Raw genomic sequence first — 16,903 nt, forward strand, 5'->3', positions numbered from 1 at the left:
TATGCTATAACAGTAACAATTGAAAGTAGGTGAAACATACATGTGCGCCGGCCTTCTCGCTCAAACTCCAGAGGAACCGAAAGAACCGAAAGCCGCCTTATCACTTGACCAAGAGTTTTCCATTAACGCAACACTTTATAGTGCTCGCGCTTGGTTATCTAATGATGAGACTTTCGCACAAACTATTTGGAAAGGCTCTCGCTTCGCTTCAGCATCACACGCTGGCAAGTCTATCTTACCAATCGGTACTGTTAAAATTTTGAACTTATCTGATGATACAATAACAGTTACTGCATCATCAGAATCAGATGATCCACTCAAAATAGTCGTACCACCTCATTCTGAAGGTGTTTTAACATCTAGTGCATTATCTGATGTGCAAGCAAGTACATCAGGAGGAGCAAGTAAAGTCACATTCCTCTTTCACATCTTTTTCTCAAGGGATCCTGGTTCAGATAAAAAACCATAAAAAAGGTACAGTTATGCACTGTCCCTTTTTTATGCACTCTATTCTCTTGATTTGATCAGTTCAACATTATAAGATTCCACACTTGTTAACGTTCCTGTAAAATACGGATTTTCTCTGTACCAAGACTGTTTTGAAAAATACGCTTGCATATCTTTCGTTTGAAACATATGTCCATGTCTTGCGTATATTTCGTTTCTCGCTATTTTCAATTGTTCTTTCGATAAATATGTTAAATCTGAACTCGTTAATTTTCGAATATCACTATCCGGGAAGATGCAACCATTATATACATAATGAGTAGTAGGCGGCGGAGTAACATTGTAAACAACTGTTTTTTCTACACTTTTCTTTTGGAATGGAAGATTATAAGCCGACAGTGCCGTTACCGTTTCTACCTTGGTCGTTTCCCTTCCGTTTTCTCCATTTCGTTCTAAATAAATCGCCGCACTTCCATCAGTCGCTACCGGTCCCCACGTAATTTCTTCTCCGGTCAACGCAGTAACTGGCTTTTGATTCACGTACAATGTTGCACCAGACGCATTCGTTTGAACTGTAATATATTGCCCTTGTAACGTTAAATCTACCGTTACATTATTTTGACTTTGTTTTATAAGTACAACCTTTTCCTCTCGTGATAGTTTTACATAGTCATTTTTATATTCCGCTTGAAACACTTGAGTCCCTGGAAGAAACGGTCCATATTGCTTCTCAAATTTTTTATCATTTGTCTTATCAATTTCTTTTCCGTTCATTTTTAATAATGTACCTTTTTCATTTGAAAGCAGAGTCGTATAATACGTCTTCGCTTTCAATTTATACCGATCAAATATAAAGAAATACTTTCCGTCTTTCGTTAAAGAAAAATCTGCTCTTTCTATTCCATCTCCTTGTTTTTCACCTTGCCTCAAATATTCTTTCAATTCATTCACGTAAGATGGATTTTCTTTTATATATGAAAATAGAGGCGTTAAACTCTCTCTCGTGACAATAACGGCTGGATCATCTGCCGTTATGATCTCAGCTAATTTCTCCCCGTCCCTCTCTTGTAAAATCGTAATCATTCGGTCTACTTGTGCCATCTGCGTGTAATACGATGATCCGTACAAATACAATCCAACAATCGCTATAATAAGTATTACTAAAAGTGTAATACCAACTTTTGTACCTCTGCTCATGTTCTTCTTTACTACAGGACTTCCCCTCTTCGTCCCGCAGTTTTGACAAAATTGCACACCATCTTCAAACGGAATTCCGCACTTTGTACATACATTCATCCATTCAACCACCTTTTCCTTAGAAGCCCGTAAATCCTCCAGTAATAGTTTGAATTATCGTATTAATGTAAGACCAAAGTACAATCCACGTTGCGATTCCGATTAAAACATTTGCGATAAGAAGAGTGTAAACAGGATCTAATCCACCGCTATCTAGTTTTAATATAGCTACGATGATACTAATTGACATATACGTTGTAGCCACCCCTAATAATATCGGTAGAAAGAAGATCAATAGGAAACTAAACAGAAAAGAAAGAACTAATATAGCAATAGCCGGAGTCGCTATCGTTCCCCATATACCGAATACTTCAAGAAACAAAAAAGAAGATTTCATCATCTTACCACTTACAAAAATAATAAATCCGACAAATAACGTTAAAATTAATAAAAAGAAAAAGACTTTTACAGATTCTCCAAAGAAAGTAGGAGTAGTTATATCTGGTACTAACGTTCTCGTAACAGCTGCCGTTGCGCTCATCATTCTATAAAAAATACATGCTCCTAAAAAACAAATAAGAACAAGACTTACAATTCCATTTCGCACTTCAATATTGCCATTTTTCATAATCGCTGTCGGCGCTTTTAAACCATGTGTAAAAAACTGGAAATAACCACTTGCAAATCGTTTCGCTTGCTCTACCGTTTCATTCGGACGAGTTTCCTTTACTTGTGCTACGCGCGCTTGTTGCTCCCCTTCTTCCTCTGCACCACTTGCCACCACTTCTTCCGTTAACGAATGTCCACAATTCCCGCAAAACTTTGCTTCCGCTGCATTTTCTGTATGACACGCCGGACATTTCATTCTCTCATCCCTCCTTAAGCATATACCTTATAGGGTGTTACAAATTCAATATATGACTTTGTACATAAAACATGACTACAAGAAAAAGAATATGAAATCCTTCTTTTAAACGAAACTATATGTGCTAGTAATATAGAAAAATAATGTTATTATGAAACAGAGCAAATAACATTTTTAAAAGATTGGATGAAGACAGTGGAATTTGTAAACTCGATTTTTCAAACACTCCTTACAAGCGTGATCCAATTATTCTCTTTAATTGGTGTCATCATTGTAATTGGATTTATATTAGGTTATTTAGAATCTCTCACACGAATGTATTGGTCGAGAGCTTTCGGAAGGAAAGGCTTCCTTTTAACTGCGTGGATTGGTGTCCCTATTCATGAACTTGGACATGCAATTATGTGTATACTATTTCGTCATAAAATTGTAGCAACGCAGTTCTTCCCGACAGATACAAGTCAAGGAGCTTTAGGTTACGTACAACATCAATACAATCAAAAAAGTATATATCAACGCATCGGGAACTTCTTCATTGGAATTGGTCCTATTATTTCGGGGATTACTGCACTAATTCTTTTAATGCGCTATTTCGTACCAAATTCATATTTCTTATTTAATACAACTCTCGAAAAAACAATCGCTTCTACTTCTATTAATCTAGAAATGGTGCAAAACATGCTGTTGTCGACGTTTGTATTATTGAAAAGTTTATTTACATTGAATAATTTATTGAATCCTTCCTTTTGGTTATTTTTATTTATCGCCATTTGTATTTCCGCACATATCGCTTTAAGTAAACCAGATATTAAAGGATCAATAGACGGTGTTATCGTCATGTTTATCGTGTTATTTTTATTCAATATAATAGCGGGACTGTTTCAATACGACAGTAACCAACTAATCGGCAAAGTTATGAAATATAATATGTATCTCATTGCATTTTCTAGTGTGGCGCTTCTTTTCTCTTGTATTTCTACACTTGTGAGTTTTGGGTTTTATAAAATGAGAGGAGGGCGTTCGTTGTGAACGCCCTCTTCTCACTAATTATTTTTCTTATAATCACAATGCTCAACCGGAATACGAGCATGCCCCTCTTCATCGGTACACCATGACTGTGACTGGAATGCAAGGAAGATACCAATCCATTCTTCTTCCTTCTCAAAGTGAATGAGTATTCCCCCGTCTTGCCATATACCATTATCACCTTGCCATTTCTCTACATTCCCTTGATTCATGTGAATATCGTGTATACCGTTTCCTGGTTTAAAATGAAAATATGAATCTGGTATATTTTCTTCTGGTCCCCATCTTTCACCAAACGCGTAAATAATCGCTTTTTCTTCTCTCGCTCGTTTTATATACCGCTCTATTTTTTCGTTTAGATCATTATCTGCTCCCGCTTTTTCAGCAGGTAAAGGAATCATTTGATTTGAGTCAAATAGATTTCCTCTTACATAATCTAAAGCAACTTTCGGTTCATTGTTTTTCACTTCCGTAAAACCAAACGGTAATGTCGGTAATATATGAATCGCCTCTGACTGAATATTATTACTCGCAAAATACAAAACTTCTGACGGATAACTTTGTGACTTCACATTAATTGCAATGCGATAGTATACTCCTGCTTCGCCTTGTAAATGAACTTGATAATGAGGTGTTTTCCCTTTTCCAATCTTTGATTGTATAACTGTACCTTTTAATACACCGTAGTTTTTTAAGGGCATACCTTTCATCTCCTATTCATTTAGTAGAAGCTTTTCATACTTAAGGCATTATCCATATAAAAAGAAAATCCTCCTTTACCAGGAGGATTTTCTATTTTCTCAACATATACCAAAAAATAACCTCTACCACTACAAGTAACACTGCACCAAAAATCATTAACGTCGTCTTCTTTAGTAGTTCATTTTCACGGTAAGGGATATTACATAAGTAAGCACCTAGTGTAATTCGTGATGGACAAGCGATTGTCGCTACTGATGATGCGGTGTTTTGAAGTGTTGTGACGTATTGCCACGGGAGCGCTACGTTTTGTGCTGTTTGCATTTGGAGTTTAATAAACATCGCATTTGATCCTGCGTTACTACCTGTTAAAAAGCCACCGATTCCACCGATGAACGGAGCAACGAAAACGAAAAATGTCCCAAATGTTTCACCAGCTGTTTTTGCAAGTAATGAATGCATGCCAGATGCACCCATTAGTTCTGAGATCGCAATGAACATTGTCGTCGTAATCGCGAAAGGAATCCATTGTTTTATCGTTTGCGAGAGTGATTGTTTAATAATGTTAGATGGAATGCGGAAGTAAATAATTGTAAACAAACATGTCATGGCAAGCCAAAATCCTGGCGAATATAGTAGCTCTAGTTTGTAAGAGTATGATTTTAAATCGAGAACCGCATATGACCTGAGCAGATCGTGTAATACTGGAACGAGGCGAGAAAGTAAAATACAAACTGTTAAGAATATATAAGGGCTAATAATTTTTATAATCGATACTTCTCTCTCCGTAGCCGCCGCATGCTCTGTTAGAAGTTTTTGTTCATCTTTTCCTTTTAATTTAATGATTAAAAAACCAAATGTAATGGTAACGATAGAACTTAATATCCCTGCTAGTTCAACACTTACATATGCGTTAGAAAGATAGATTCCGAGAGAAAATAGTAGAAAGAAACCAACGCCTTCCTTCCACTTTTCTATAACTGCCTGAAATCCACCGACAACGTATAAAGAAAGGAAGATAAAGTATGCAAAAATCGGGATGCTTAATAATGCTGTATTTGTGCCAAGAGTTGTGAGCGGTATGTTAATAAGCTGCGAACCGATAATCGTACCCGTTGCCATCGCGCCCCATGAACTAGCCAGCAAACCGATAAACGAGAGCAGTACAGCTTGAAATGGTTTATAGCCTAACGAAAGAAAGATCGGCGCTGCGACCATAAAACCAATACCGAATCCACTTACTGATTCAATTAGTGGGCAAATACCAAAACACATAAGAAGCATTTGTAATAAGCGATCATGTGTGACTTGTTCCAAAAACCTTGCTACTTGATCGATGTATCCCATTTTGTTCATGAGGTGAAATAAAAAAATACCGAAAAACAAAACGTATCCGACAATAAAACAAATTAACCAACCTTTAATCGTAGCGTGCACAGTTTCACTTATCCCTAATTGAAACGTTGGCGAGAGTAAAACGATTCCAACAGAAACAGCATAAGAGATTAATGAGGCTCTTAATGACGTTTGTTTAAACAAAAATAAACAAATGAAAATCATCATAATCGGGATAAGTGCCAACAATATGGCCATGCTATCATCTCTTTTCGTAAAAAGTGCAATTTTTAACTATTATATAACAGATATTGTAATTTTCAATTAACTTTACAACAGATTTAAAAAAGAAGCCAAGCGGCTCCTCTTTTTGAATAACATATAATATTATCTTTTATCCTGGAAAACAGTCTGCTGCCCGATTATTTTTTCTAACACAACAAACACAATATAAGCACATATTACTTGCAATACAACATTTCCAAATTTCGTTAATTCAAATGAATGGATCCAGCGAAATAATTCGTTCAATAGTACAATCGAAACGATACTAAATAGTTCTATACTAATTGAAAATATACATACTTCTAAAATAGATTGCTCTTGTATTCGATTTAATTGGGAAAAGATGAATACATATCCTAAAAATAGAGCCATCAACTCTATTTTCGTCATGCTAATGAGCCAAGCGTATAGTGGTACAGTTAAAAGAAGATATAGTAGTTTACGTCTTAGCATGCCTTCTCACCCTCTGAATTATATGTATTTTCTGTATATTTTAACATTTATTACGCAAAACAAAAAGAAGAGACTTATGCCTCTTCTTTTTGTTTTACTGCCTGTATTAGCTCACTTATTTCCTCTAACTTTTCATTTTCTAACAGCTCAATAACTTTACTTCCGACGACAACGCCATCACATATTGTAATCATTTCTTCTACATGTTCCTTCGTTGAAATACCGAACCCTGCCACTACCGGTAAATGCGTATGTGATTTTACTTTTTCTAAGTAACTATGAATCTCACCTTTAAAGTTTTGACGTACTCCCGTTACGCCCGCTACTGTAACGGCGTAGACGAATCCTTCTGATTCACTCGTAATTTTTTCGATTCGCTCAATTGGGCTCGTTACGGTAACGAGCGGAATTAAAGCTATATTCGCCTCGCGTAGAAGCGGTGCAATGATGTCTTGTTCTTCATAAGGTAAGTCCGGAACGATAATGCCGTCCACACCTGCTTCAAGACAGCTCTCGATGAAACGTTCTTTTCCGAATGCGAGTACTGGATTTAAATATGTCATGAGTACAAATGGAATTTGTACTTCTTGCCTCACCTCTGCTAACGCTTGAAAAATACCTTTTAATGTTACACCGCTATCTAGCGCTCGTTTCCCTGCTCTTTGAATCGTTGGGCCGTCTGCGACTGGATCTGAAAACGGGATACCAATTTCAACGATGCTTGCTCCAGCCTCATCTAGAAAACGGATTCTTTCTTTTAGTTTTTCAAGGCCACCATCTCCGCCCATTACGTACGGAATAAATGCTTTTTTGCCATTTTCAAACGCTGCTTTAATTTTTTCTACTCCCATTTTTTACACCTCTTCCATATAACGTTTTATACTCTCTACATCTTTATCACCACGGCCGGATAAACAAATAACAAGTCCTTCGTCTTGCTTCATTTGTGGCGCTAGCTTTAAAGCGTATGCAACAGCATGTGAACTCTCTAATGCCGGGATAATACCTTCTTTTTTCGTTAATAATTGAAATGCTTCTAACGCTTCTTCATCTGTAATGGAATGATAAGAAACGCGGCCGATGTCTTTTAGTAAACTATGTTCTGGTCCAACACCTGGGTAATCCAGTCCTGCCGAAATAGAGTGCGCTTCTTGAATTTGCCCTTCTTCATTTTGTAGAAGGTACATCATCGATCCGTGTAAAACACCGACGCTTCCTTTCGTTAAAGTGGCTGCGTGCTTTTCTGTGTGAACACCTTTTCCAGCTGCTTCGACACCGTAAAGAGCAACTTCTTCATCGTGTACGAACGGATAAAACATTCCCATTGCGTTACTACCACCGCCAATACAAGCAACGACTGCTTCTGGTAATTTCCCTTCTAATGCTTCGTATTGTTTTTTCGTTTCTTTCCCAATTACACTTTGGAAATCACGGACAATTTGCGGGAATGGATGTGGTCCAAGAACTGATCCCATAATGTAGTGTGTATCGTGCACGTGTGAAACCCAGTAGCGAAGCGCCTCGTTTACCGCATCTTTTAATGTGCCGCTACCTGCCGCTACACTTTCTACTTTCGCTCCAAGTAATTCCATTCGAAACACGTTTAATTTTTGACGTCTCACATCTTCTTCTCCCATAAAGATGACGCATTCTAATCCGAGTAGGGCACATACAGTAGCGGTTGCCACCCCGTGTTGTCCTGCTCCTGTTTCAGCGACAACTTTTTTCTTACCCATTCGTACTGCAAGAAGTGCCTGACCGATTGTATTGTTAATTTTATGAGCTCCTGTATGATTCAAATCTTCACGTTTTAAATAAATTTTTGCACCGCCGCAATACTTCGTCATATTTTCAGCGAAATAAAGCGGTGTTTCTCTTCCGACGTACGTTTTTAAATAATGATTTAATTCCTTTTGAAACGCTTCATCCTGCATCGCTTTTTTATATGCTTCTTCTAGTTCTAATACAGATTGCATTAACGTTTCTGGAACGTATCGCCCTCCGTATATACCGTAGTGACCTTTTTCATCTGGATATGCGTAATTCATTTGGAACACTCCTTCGCTTTTATAATAAATTGTTTTATTTTCTTTAGATCTTTCTTTCCTTCTGTTTCTACTCCGCTACTCACATCGACCATATATGGCTGAACGGTTTGAATGGCTTCTTCTATATTAATGATGTTTAATCCGCCAGCTAATATCGTTTTCTCTCGCAACGCTTTTGGCATATGCGCGAGTAACTCCCATGAGCATGTCTTTCCATTTCCTCCATGGAACTTTTCTTTCGGGCTATCAAATAACATATAATCTGTTTCGTATTTTTTCGCACGTTCCATATCTTGCTCTAAAGCTACTCCTAGCGCTTTTATAGACGGAATATTCAATCTTCTAATTTGATGATTGTCTTCATCCCCATGTAGTTGCACATGCGTTAACCCACACTCATCTGCAATTTTCTGGATCACTTCTACTGATTCATTTACGAAAACACCGACCTTGAAAACGTGGGCTGGAATTTCCTCAATAATTTCTTTTGCTTGCTCTGGAGTAATTTTTCGTTTACTTTCTGCAAAAACAAATCCGAGTGCATCTGCTCCGTATTCACAAGCACTTTTTGCTGTTTCAACATCAGTGATGCCGCAAATTTTCACTTTCATATGTTCACCTTACAGTCTTCGAAAAAATTACTTATAGAAGATGATGTCATAAGCGCTTCTCCAACTAACACACCTTTTGCACCAGCTCTTTTAACGCGAGTAATATCTTCTTTTGAATGAATACCACTTTCACTAATCCAAAGCACTTTCTCCTCATTCAGTCGTTTTCCGAGCTTTTCAGTTTGGCTTAAATCTACTTCAAATGTTTTTAAATTACGGTTATTAATTCCGATAACGTGCGGATTTAATCGGGTTGCAATTTCTAATTCCTGTTCATCATGAACTTCAACAATCGCTTCTAATCCTTTTTCTAGTACGTAGTTATAAAGCTCTTTTAATTTCTCTTTTGACAATGCTGCAACGATTAATAAAATAAGATCTGCACCAGCTTCATAAGCTCTATCAATTTGAATCTTATCAATTATAAAATCTTTACATAAAAGCGGAATGTTACTTTCTGCTCTTGCCGCTTGTAAATCATGAAACGACCCTTTAAAAAATTGAACATCTGTTAAAATCGAAACTGCTCCTGCGCCGCATTCTTCATATGTTTTCACTTGTTTTGGCACATCAACGTGTAAATTAATATCGCCTTTTGATGGAGACGCTCGCTTTACCTCTGCTATTACAGTAAACTGCTCTAAAGCCTTTACAAGTGAATGTGTTTTCCTTTTTTCTTTCACTGGTGAATATGTTTCATATAACTCTGCAACTTCTACTTTCTTTTGCTCTACAATTTTGTCTAAAATCGTCCCCATTTTAATTCACCCTTTCTAATTTTTCGTTGCTTGCTGTAATTAATAAGTTTAACTTCTCTAATGCTTTGCCAGAATCAATGCTATGTGCCGCCAGTTTAATTCCTTCTTCAATCGTTTCCGTTTTTCCGTTTGCGAAAAGAGCAAGCCCTGCATTTAATAAAACGGTATCGCGGTATACACTTTTTTCTCCGCTCAATACTCCGAGCGTAATCTTTGCATTTTCTTTTGAATTCCCGCCTCTAATTTCTTCATTTTTCACTCTTGAAAAACCGTAGTTTTCTGGTGCAATACTCATTTCAATTATTTCATTGTCTTTTAAAATAGCGACGCAGTTTTCTCCTTGTAATGATGCTTCATCTAAAAATCCACTTCCGTTTACAACGAGCGCTTGTTTTCTGCCAAGTTTCTGCAATACTTCCGCTACCGGTAATAACATATCTCGTTTATAAATACCGACAAATTGTGTTTCTAAATTAACGGGATTCGTCAACGGTCCAATTAAGTTAAAGATCGTCGGAACGTTTAATTCTTTTCTTATTTTCATAATGCGTCTTAATGCTGGATGCATCGCTGGTGCGAATAAGAAGGCAATTCCTACATTTTCTAATAAATAGTCAATCTCACCCGGCGTACAGCTTATGTTTACACCGAGTTCTTCTAATAAATCAGCACTTCCTGTTTTACTAGAAACAGCGCGGTTTCCATGTTTCGCAACCTTTACGCCAGCTCCGGCAAGTACAAATGCCGATGTTGTACTAATATTAAATGTTTGCGCACCGTCACCACCCGTTCCGCAATTGTCCATTGCGCCCTTTATATGATTTGAAAACGGTAATGCCTTTTCGCGAAGGGCACGAACAAGACCGAATATTTCTTCTGCTGTCTCGCCTTTCGCTTTCAGCAATACTAAGAAAGCTGCAACTTCACTTTCCAATATGTTGTCACTTAATAAAAGGAGCCCTGCTTCATACATTTCTTCCTCTGTTAAATGCTGTCCCTCTACTAATTTTCGAAGATAACTGTTCATACTCTCTCCTCCTCTTTCACTTGTGCTAAAAAGGCACGTATTAATTTTCCGCCTTCTTCCGTTGCAATTGATTCTGGGTGAAACTGTAATCCGAAGAGCGGATAATAGTTATGACGAACTGCCATGATTTCTCCGTCATCCATCGCTGTCGCGAGTATGTCAAAGCATTGTGGTAAACTATTTTGCGCTGCGACGAGTGAATGGTAGCGCATTGCCGTTAGCGGCTGCGTAACGTACGAAAAGATTGACGTTCCATTATGTTTCACACGTGATGTTTTTCCGTGTTTAATGCGCTCTGCTCTAACAATTTCTCCTCCAAATGCGGATATGATCGCTTGATGGCCAAGGCAAATTCCTAAGATGGGAACGTTCTTATAAAAGTGACGAATAACATCGATACAAATTCCAGCATCTTCTGGTTTCCCAGGTCCCGGTGAAAGCACAATTCCTTTCGGCTTCATCTCCTCTAATTGTTCAATTGTTATTTGATTATTTCTTACGACGACGATGTTTTCTTCGTACTCGCCTAATAGTTGATACAAGTTATATGTGAAGGAATCATAGTTATCAATCAGTACAATCATTTCATAACCTCCAAAAGCGCTCTCGCTTTATTTAATGTTTCCTCATATTCAGCAACTGGATCTGAATCGTAAACGATACCCGCTCCTGCCTGAACGTACGCTTTCTCATCTTTCACAACCATCGTTCGAATTGCTAGCGCCATATCAAGGTTTCCTGAGAATGAAATATATCCAACTGCTCCGGCATATACATTTCTTTTTTCATGCTCTAATGTATTGATAATTTCCATCGCCCTTATTTTCGGGGCTCCTGACACTGTGCCAGCTGGTAAACAATACGCTAATGCATCAAATCCGCTCATTCGTTTTCGTAATATTCCGTGAACTTCAGATACAATGTGCATAACGTGAGAGTATTTCTCTACTTGCATATATTTATCTATCGTCACAGAGCCAATTTCACTTACTCTGCCAATGTCATTTCGGCCTAGGTCCACAAGCATCATATGTTCTGCTCGCTCTTTCTCATTTCCTAACAGTTCTTTTTCGATTTCCTCATCTTCCTGCTTCGTTTTCCCTCTCGGCCTCGTACCCGCAATTGGGTTTGTCATCACCTTATCGTCTCTTACTGATAGTAAACTTTCTGGCGAAGAACCAAGTACAACATAATCTTGAAAATCGATATAGAACATATATGGTGATGGATTCGCAATTCGAAGTTTCCGGTAAAGGGCAAATGGATCTCCTTTACATTCACTTTTTAATCGCTGGGATAATACAACTTGAAAAATATCTCCGGCCCGAATGTATTCTTTCGCTGTTTCTACCATTTCACAAAATTCTTTTTCCGTTATTGAAGAAGTAAATGATAACGATGATATTACTTCACTCACCTTCTCTTCTTCACCGTTTAACACTTCTTCTTTGTATCTTTGCAATCTTTCGTATACTTCTTCATAAGAAGCTGAATCTTCTTGCCCGCATACATATACAAACGACAACTTTTGGCGTAAATGATCGTAAACGATACACTCGCGATACAGTAGTACGTGTACTTCTGGAATATTTAATGGGTCATGTAAGTCTACTCCTATATTTTCATACTGCCGAATTACGTCATAGCCGATATATCCAATCGCTCCTCCGCAAAACGGAAATGGACTCTCTACCTGTTCTGGTGCGATTACCTCTTCTAATACTTGCAATACGTTACCTTGCAACTTTTCTGTTTGCCCATACATCGTTCGTTCTACTTCTATACCGACGCTTTTCACTTCTCCATAAGGATTACACCCTAAGTAAGAATAGCGCCCTTTATCTTGATGAAGCTGTGAACTTTCTAGTAAAAACTTTTTCTTACCCTTCATACGTCTATATAAAGAAATTGGCGTAATGCTATCTCCTTCTTCTTCAGCTATTACTAAAAATGTTTTTCCTTGCTCTTTTTGCTTCATAAATTCCTCTTTTGTCATCATGCCTTTCACCTCACTCTGAAAAATAAAAAAAGTCCCCTACATATCGAAATATGTAGAGGACGATAAATTTACCGTGGTACCACCTCATGTTGGACGCAAAGGCATCCCGCTTTATTCAGGTACAAAATATATACCTTATCCTTGTAACGGCGGAACCCGGGTTGCCTACTGAAAATAATTGTTCAGCATACCTCTCGTAAGCCCATTCCGTATATGGCATCGTACCGGGCTCCCACCTATCCCCGGCTCTCTGTAACGTCTCCAATATACGTACTCTTCTTACTTAAACGATTTCATTTATTTAATTTTTTGTACACAAAAAGGGAGTACTCATCCTATAGAAAGGACGGGTACTCCCGTGGTGCCACCTTAATTCGTTACGAATGTAACGCACTTTGCCGTATCAAAAAATAATACGTGTCTCTTATATCGATGAGATCATGTCGCCAAAGCCTACTTCTTTCGTTTCGGTTTGGAAGCTCCGAAGCCCATTCCACATCAATTCCATACTGATTCGCACCAACCATCAGCTCTCTGACATGTTCATCATGTGTACTCTTCTTCATCAACGCTTGCATTTTTTTAAGTTGCACTCATTATATTCCTCGCATTTCTAATAAGTCAATACTTTTTCCAAAAAAAAATATTTTTTCTTCATTCAATATTATATTGACAAAACAACCTCTTTTTATGTAAATATAATAAATACTCTATTAAAAATAAGGTTTTTTGTATGAATATTATATATTAAAAAAGTAAAATAACGTCAAAAAACGCTTACATTTCTGAAAATTCATATTTCTGTATGGATTTTTCAGAATAATCATGATAGATTATAAAGTGAAACTTTAATCAGTGGGGGTTTTGTTCATCCCCCACTGATTATTAGTTGAACCAATCGGGCATTTACGGGCAGTTGATCTCCCACCTAACTTCCTTGCCCAGCCAATTTTAAGGTGGGAGTTTTACTGCCCGTTAATGCGGGATAAATATGCATAACGCATCAAAAGACATGACAAAAGGAAGGGGAACTACATGAGTACGCAGATGTTAACTTTAACTTCTATCTCTATTTACATGCTCGGGATGTTAGTAATCGGCTATTTCGCCTACAAACGAACGTCCAACTTAACAGATTATATGCTTGGTGGGCGTACACTAGGCCCCGCAGTAACAGCATTAAGTGCTGGAGCATCAGATATGAGCGGTTGGCTTTTAATGGGCTTACCCGGTGCAATGTTTAGCGTTGGATTAAGTAGTAGTTGGATTGCAATCGGCCTAACACTAGGCGCATACGCAAACTGGCTATATGTCGCTCCTCGCTTACGTACCTACTCTGAAATTGCAAACAACTCTATTACTATTCCAGAATTTTTGGAACACCGTTTCCACGACAAATCTCACATGCTACGCTTAGTATCCGGACTTGTTATTATGATTTTCTTTACTTTTTATGTAGCTTCAGGATTAGTTTCAGGCGCTGTATTATTTGAAAATTCATTTGGTATGAACTATCATGTTGGATTATTCATTGTAGCAGGCGTTGTTGTAGCTTACACATTATTTGGTGGTTTCTTAGCAGTAAGTTGGACAGACTTCGTGCAAGGAATCATTATGGTTGTTGCTCTTATTCTTGTTCCTATCGTAACAATTATGAATTCACACGGACTTGGACCTGCATTTGATACAATTCGATCGGTAGATCCAACACGTTTAGATATTTTTAAAGGTGCCTCTACTTTAGGAATGATTTCTTTATTCGCATGGGGCCTTGGTTATGTTGGACAACCTCATATTATCGTACGCTTTATGGCAATTTCGTCTGTAAAAGAAATTAAAAGCGCACGAAGAATTGGTATGAGCTGGATGATTTTCTCTGTTGTCGGAGCTATGTTTACTGGTCTTATTGGTATTGCTTACTATTCACAACAAGAGTTGACATTATCTAATCCAGAAACAATTTTCCTTGAACTAGGAAAAATTTTATTCCACCCACTTATTACTGGATTTTTATTAGCAGCTATTTTAGCAGCGATTATGAGTACAATCTCATCTCAGCTTCTTGTTACCTCTAGTGCTATAACAGAAGATTTATATCGTACATTCTTTAAACGCTCTGCTTCTGATAAAGAGCTTGTATTTGTCGGTCGTATGGCTGTACTTGTTATCGCCTTAGTTGGGTGCGCATTAGCGTTTAAACAAAATGATACGATTTTAGCTCTTGTTGGATACGCTTGGGCTGGATTTGGTTCTTCATTCGGACCTGCTATTTTATTAAGCTTATATTGGAAACGCATGACAAAATGGGGTGCGCTTGCTGGTATGATTTCAGGTGCCGCTACAGTAATTATTTGGACTCAATTCAAATTCTTAAAAGATTTCTTATATGAAATGATTCCTGGTTTCGCTATTAGTTTAATAGTAATCATAATTGTTAGTTTACTAACTAAACCTTCAAAAGAAGTTGAAGAGCAATTTGAGAATTCCGAAAAACAACATAGTCATAATCTATAAAAAGAAAGCTCTGCTGTTATCATAACAGTAGAGCTTTCCTTTTATTACAGTTCGACAATCTTCTTTTCAAATTTAACAAATTCTTTATGTTTCGTTAAATTTAACATAACACTACTCCTTTATAGTATTAGTATCAGCACTTATACAGAAAGGGGACTCCAACATGTTAGCAGCTTTCCAGCGACAACATATAAGAAAATTTTCACCTATCACAAATACTTCTACTTCTTGTTTAAACATACAACCTAATCCACCAAAAATTTCTATTGCTCCTTCTGTTATTTCAGTCATCGGTGTTCATATGGAAAAAAATAAGTTGAAAGTAAGAACTGGACAAAGTACTGAGTTATCAGCTTCCGTTTTGCCAGTGCAAGCAACGAATAAAGAACTTATTTGGACAAATATGAATGCTGATGTCATCACAATGTATCAAAAAGGTGATACGGTAACGATTACTGGAAAAAGTGCAGGAAGAGCAGTCGTAATTGTTACAACTGCTGAGGGGAAATTTCGTGACCTATGCGTCATTCATGTACAACCTTATATGACAAATCCAAAGTAAAAGAGTGGCCACGAAGCCACTCTTTTACTTGATTTCAATGTGTGGATTTTTACTTTTAACAAGATTGATGAATTGCTCTTTATCTTTAGGAGAAATAATTTCTGTTTGATGTGCACCGTAAACAATTTCAAGTCGATCAAATGATAGTGCATGGGCTGCAATTGGATTTTTCGTATTTGAAATTTGTTTTATATCTCGTATAAATATGCGCTTTTTAACGAAACCTGATCTAATAGTAATTGTTTCTTCTCCGACGATGTATTTTGTTGAAAGCCAACTCCAAATAAATAATATAGCTAATGGAATTGTAAAGAATAAAAGAAAATATTCTCTCCCTGCAAATATGGGAGCAAAACACGCTCCAATGATAACGAAAAAATCGGATATAACCATACATCTTTTTTTGATGGAAATTCCACTAAACTTCCCCTCTCTTGATTTAAGTCAATGAATCTTCTCCTCTTCCCTATTACAATGAAAACAACATTAGAATAGGAGGATATATTATGACTGAACGAAAGTACGCCTTATTTGCTGGCTCTTCTCTTCTTGTGATGGCATTCATTGCATTTTTTTCTTACGGTTTTGTTCATGGAACTTTCGTTGTACAAGAAAATGCGAGTACCACATTCCATAATATCCAAACTTCAAATTCACTTTTCAAAGCAGAAATCTTCGGGTGGATTATCATTTTTATTACTGATATTGTCGCCGCGTGGGCTCTTTATTTCTTTCTAAAACCTATCCATGCTAGCCTCTCATTACTAGCTACCTGTCTTCGTCTTATGTATACAGCTATACTTGGGATTGCTATATTCAATTTAACATTTGTATTACTTCTTTCAAAAAGTACAGTTGCTAATTCAGAAGCATATACAATGTTATTTCTAGAAGCTTTTGAATACGTTTGGTCTGTAGGGTTAATCATTTTCGGCTTACATCTTTTCGTTTTAGGATATGTAACTTTTCTCTCTAAACAAATACCGAAATTTATTAGTGTATTACTATTCATCGCTGCTGCTCTTCACTTAATGTTGT

16 protein-coding genes, 2 pseudogenes and 2 other annotated features are annotated in these 16,903 nt (G+C 37.2%); of the genes and pseudogenes, 5 read left to right on the forward strand and 13 right to left on the reverse strand.

Translation table 11 applies throughout. The features are described 5' to 3' along the window. Positions 1-40: 40 nt before the first annotated feature. Positions 41-469 carry a hypothetical protein gene (locus tag JDS80_RS09115; protein WP_199638108.1) on the forward strand — a complete coding sequence of 143 codons (429 nt, stop codon included), beginning with the start codon at positions 41-43 and terminating at the stop codon, positions 467-469. Between the two features lie 38 nt (positions 470-507). Here the strand turns inward: JDS80_RS09115 and JDS80_RS09120 are convergent, their stop codons facing one another. Both JDS80_RS09120 and JDS80_RS09125 read right to left on the reverse strand, forming a co-directional pair. After that, positions 508-1,743: a TcaA 3rd/4th domain-containing protein gene (locus tag JDS80_RS09120; RefSeq protein ID WP_199638109.1), complete on the reverse strand. Its 1,236-nt coding sequence runs from the start codon at positions 1,741-1,743 to the stop codon at positions 508-510. A 19-nt stretch (positions 1,744-1,762) separates the two neighbouring features. After that, the gene (locus JDS80_RS09125) at positions 1,763-2,548 is read right to left on the reverse strand and encodes a zinc ribbon domain-containing protein (RefSeq protein WP_199638110.1); all 786 of its coding nucleotides are present in this window, start codon (positions 2,546-2,548) and stop codon (positions 1,763-1,765) included. Positions 2,549-2,743: 195 nt separating this feature from the next. Between JDS80_RS09125 and JDS80_RS09130 the strand changes: the two genes are divergently transcribed. After that, positions 2,744-3,577, forward strand: a complete 834-nt coding sequence (locus JDS80_RS09130) for a hypothetical protein (protein WP_199638111.1) — start codon at positions 2,744-2,746, stop codon at positions 3,575-3,577. Between the two features lie 14 nt (positions 3,578-3,591). On the opposite strand, the gene JDS80_RS09135 is transcribed toward JDS80_RS09130, so the two are convergent. The 10 genes from JDS80_RS09135 to trpE all read right to left on the reverse strand — a co-directional run bounded on the left by JDS80_RS09135 (position 3,592) and on the right by trpE (position 12,789). Further along, on the reverse strand, positions 3,592-4,275 hold the full coding sequence (locus JDS80_RS09135) for a DUF2278 family protein (RefSeq protein WP_199638113.1): 684 nt from the start codon (positions 4,273-4,275) through the stop codon (positions 3,592-3,594). A 91-nt stretch (positions 4,276-4,366) separates the two neighbouring features. Then, entirely contained in the window at positions 4,367-5,866 is a 1,500-nt protein-coding gene (locus JDS80_RS09140; protein ID WP_199638115.1) for an L-lactate permease, read from the reverse strand. 129 nt (positions 5,867-5,995) lie between these two features. Further along, a complete protein-coding gene (locus tag JDS80_RS09145; RefSeq protein WP_199638117.1) occupies positions 5,996-6,346 on the reverse strand; it encodes a DUF4029 domain-containing protein in 351 nt (116 codons plus the stop codon). A gap of 74 nt (positions 6,347-6,420) precedes the next feature. Continuing rightward, complete coding sequence (trpA, locus tag JDS80_RS09150) at positions 6,421-7,197, reverse strand: tryptophan synthase subunit alpha (RefSeq protein WP_199638119.1); 777 nt, start codon at positions 7,195-7,197, stop codon at positions 6,421-6,423. A gap of 3 nt (positions 7,198-7,200) precedes the next feature. Continuing rightward, a complete protein-coding gene (gene trpB / locus JDS80_RS09155; RefSeq protein WP_071770276.1) occupies positions 7,201-8,394 on the reverse strand; it encodes a tryptophan synthase subunit beta in 1,194 nt (397 codons plus the stop codon). Next, positions 8,391-9,005 (reverse strand): phosphoribosylanthranilate isomerase, encoded by a 615-nt coding sequence (locus JDS80_RS09160; protein WP_199638121.1) that lies wholly within the window; start codon positions 9,003-9,005, stop codon positions 8,391-8,393. The genes trpB and JDS80_RS09160 overlap by 4 nt, the downstream gene beginning before the upstream one ends. Beyond that, entirely contained in the window at positions 9,002-9,763 is a 762-nt protein-coding gene (trpC, locus tag JDS80_RS09165) for an indole-3-glycerol phosphate synthase TrpC (RefSeq protein WP_199638123.1), read from the reverse strand. The genes JDS80_RS09160 and trpC overlap by 4 nt, the downstream gene beginning before the upstream one ends. A 1-nt stretch (position 9,764) precedes the next feature. Then, a complete protein-coding gene (gene trpD / locus JDS80_RS09170; RefSeq protein WP_199638125.1) occupies positions 9,765-10,790 on the reverse strand; it encodes an anthranilate phosphoribosyltransferase in 1,026 nt (341 codons plus the stop codon). Further along, positions 10,787-11,374, reverse strand: a complete 588-nt coding sequence (locus JDS80_RS09175; RefSeq protein WP_199638127.1) for an anthranilate synthase component II — start codon at positions 11,372-11,374, stop codon at positions 10,787-10,789. Before JDS80_RS09175 ends, trpD begins: the two co-directional genes overlap by 4 nt. After that, positions 11,371-12,789 carry an anthranilate synthase component I gene (gene trpE / locus JDS80_RS09180; RefSeq protein ID WP_199638129.1) on the reverse strand — a complete coding sequence of 473 codons (1,419 nt, stop codon included), beginning with the start codon at positions 12,787-12,789 and terminating at the stop codon, positions 11,371-11,373. The genes JDS80_RS09175 and trpE overlap by 4 nt, the downstream gene beginning before the upstream one ends. Positions 12,790-12,841: 52 nt before the next feature. Next, positions 12,842-13,086 (reverse strand) — a binding site (T-box leader). Positions 13,087-13,128: 42 nt separating this feature from the next. Then, positions 13,129-13,367, reverse strand: a binding site (T-box leader). 457 nt (positions 13,368-13,824) lie between these two features. On the opposite strand from trpE, the gene putP reads away from it, so the two are divergent. Both putP and JDS80_RS09190 read left to right on the forward strand, forming a co-directional pair. After that, positions 13,825-15,303: a sodium/proline symporter PutP gene (gene putP, locus JDS80_RS09185; protein WP_199638131.1), complete on the forward strand. Its 1,479-nt coding sequence runs from the start codon at positions 13,825-13,827 to the stop codon at positions 15,301-15,303. 163 nt (positions 15,304-15,466) lie between these two features. Further along, positions 15,467-15,865 (forward strand): Ig-like domain-containing protein, encoded by a 399-nt coding sequence (locus JDS80_RS09190; protein ID WP_199638133.1) that lies wholly within the window; start codon positions 15,467-15,469, stop codon positions 15,863-15,865. A gap of 24 nt (positions 15,866-15,889) precedes the next feature. Here the strand turns inward: JDS80_RS09190 and JDS80_RS09195 are convergent. Next, positions 15,890-16,284 (reverse strand): annotated as a pseudogene (locus JDS80_RS09195) (PH domain-containing protein). Between the two features lie 87 nt (positions 16,285-16,371). On the opposite strand from JDS80_RS09195, the pseudogene JDS80_RS09200 reads away from it, so the two are divergent. Further along, positions 16,372-16,902 (forward strand): annotated as a pseudogene (locus JDS80_RS09200) (DUF4386 domain-containing protein); the annotation flags it as partial. Position 16,903 lies beyond the last annotated feature (1 nt).

The sequence above is a fragment of the Bacillus cereus group sp. N8 genome (genome assembly GCF_016483685.1).
Lineage (GTDB): Bacteria > Bacillota > Bacilli > Bacillales > Bacillaceae_G > Bacillus_A > Bacillus_A proteolyticus.

Excerpts from the sequence above, each read along its gene's own strand:
- JDS80_RS09160 (WP_199638121.1), bottom strand. The coding sequence starts at position 9,005 with ATGAAAGTGAAAATTTGCGGCATCACTGATGTTGAAACAGCAAAAAGT.
- JDS80_RS09175 (WP_199638127.1), bottom strand. The coding sequence starts at position 11,374 with ATGATTGTACTGATTGATAACTATGATTCCTTCACATATAACTTGTAT.
- JDS80_RS09115 (WP_199638108.1), top strand. The coding sequence starts at position 41 with ATGTGCGCCGGCCTTCTCGCTCAAACTCCAGAGGAACCGAAAGAACCG.
- JDS80_RS09125 (WP_199638110.1), bottom strand. The coding sequence starts at position 2,548 with ATGAAATGTCCGGCGTGTCATACAGAAAATGCAGCGGAAGCAAAGTTT.
- trpD (WP_199638125.1), bottom strand. The coding sequence starts at position 10,790 with ATGAACAGTTATCTTCGAAAATTAGTAGAGGGACAGCATTTAACAGAG.
- JDS80_RS09135 (WP_199638113.1), bottom strand. The coding sequence starts at position 4,275 with ATGCCCTTAAAAAACTACGGTGTATTAAAAGGTACAGTTATACAATCA.
- trpB (WP_071770276.1), bottom strand. The coding sequence starts at position 8,394 with ATGAATTACGCATATCCAGATGAAAAAGGTCACTACGGTATATACGGA.
- trpA (WP_199638119.1), bottom strand. The coding sequence starts at position 7,197 with ATGGGAGTAGAAAAAATTAAAGCAGCGTTTGAAAATGGCAAAAAAGCA.
- JDS80_RS09120 (WP_199638109.1), bottom strand. The coding sequence starts at position 1,743 with ATGAATGTATGTACAAAGTGCGGAATTCCGTTTGAAGATGGTGTGCAA.
- JDS80_RS09190 (WP_199638133.1), top strand. The coding sequence starts at position 15,467 with ATGTTAGCAGCTTTCCAGCGACAACATATAAGAAAATTTTCACCTATC.
- trpE (WP_199638129.1), bottom strand. The coding sequence starts at position 12,789 with ATGATGACAAAAGAGGAATTTATGAAGCAAAAAGAGCAAGGAAAAACA.
- JDS80_RS09140 (WP_199638115.1), bottom strand. The coding sequence starts at position 5,866 with ATGGCCATATTGTTGGCACTTATCCCGATTATGATGATTTTCATTTGT.
- trpC (WP_199638123.1), bottom strand. The coding sequence starts at position 9,763 with ATGGGGACGATTTTAGACAAAATTGTAGAGCAAAAGAAAGTAGAAGTT.
- JDS80_RS09145 (WP_199638117.1), bottom strand. The coding sequence starts at position 6,346 with ATGCTAAGACGTAAACTACTATATCTTCTTTTAACTGTACCACTATAC.
- putP (WP_199638131.1), top strand. The coding sequence starts at position 13,825 with ATGAGTACGCAGATGTTAACTTTAACTTCTATCTCTATTTACATGCTC.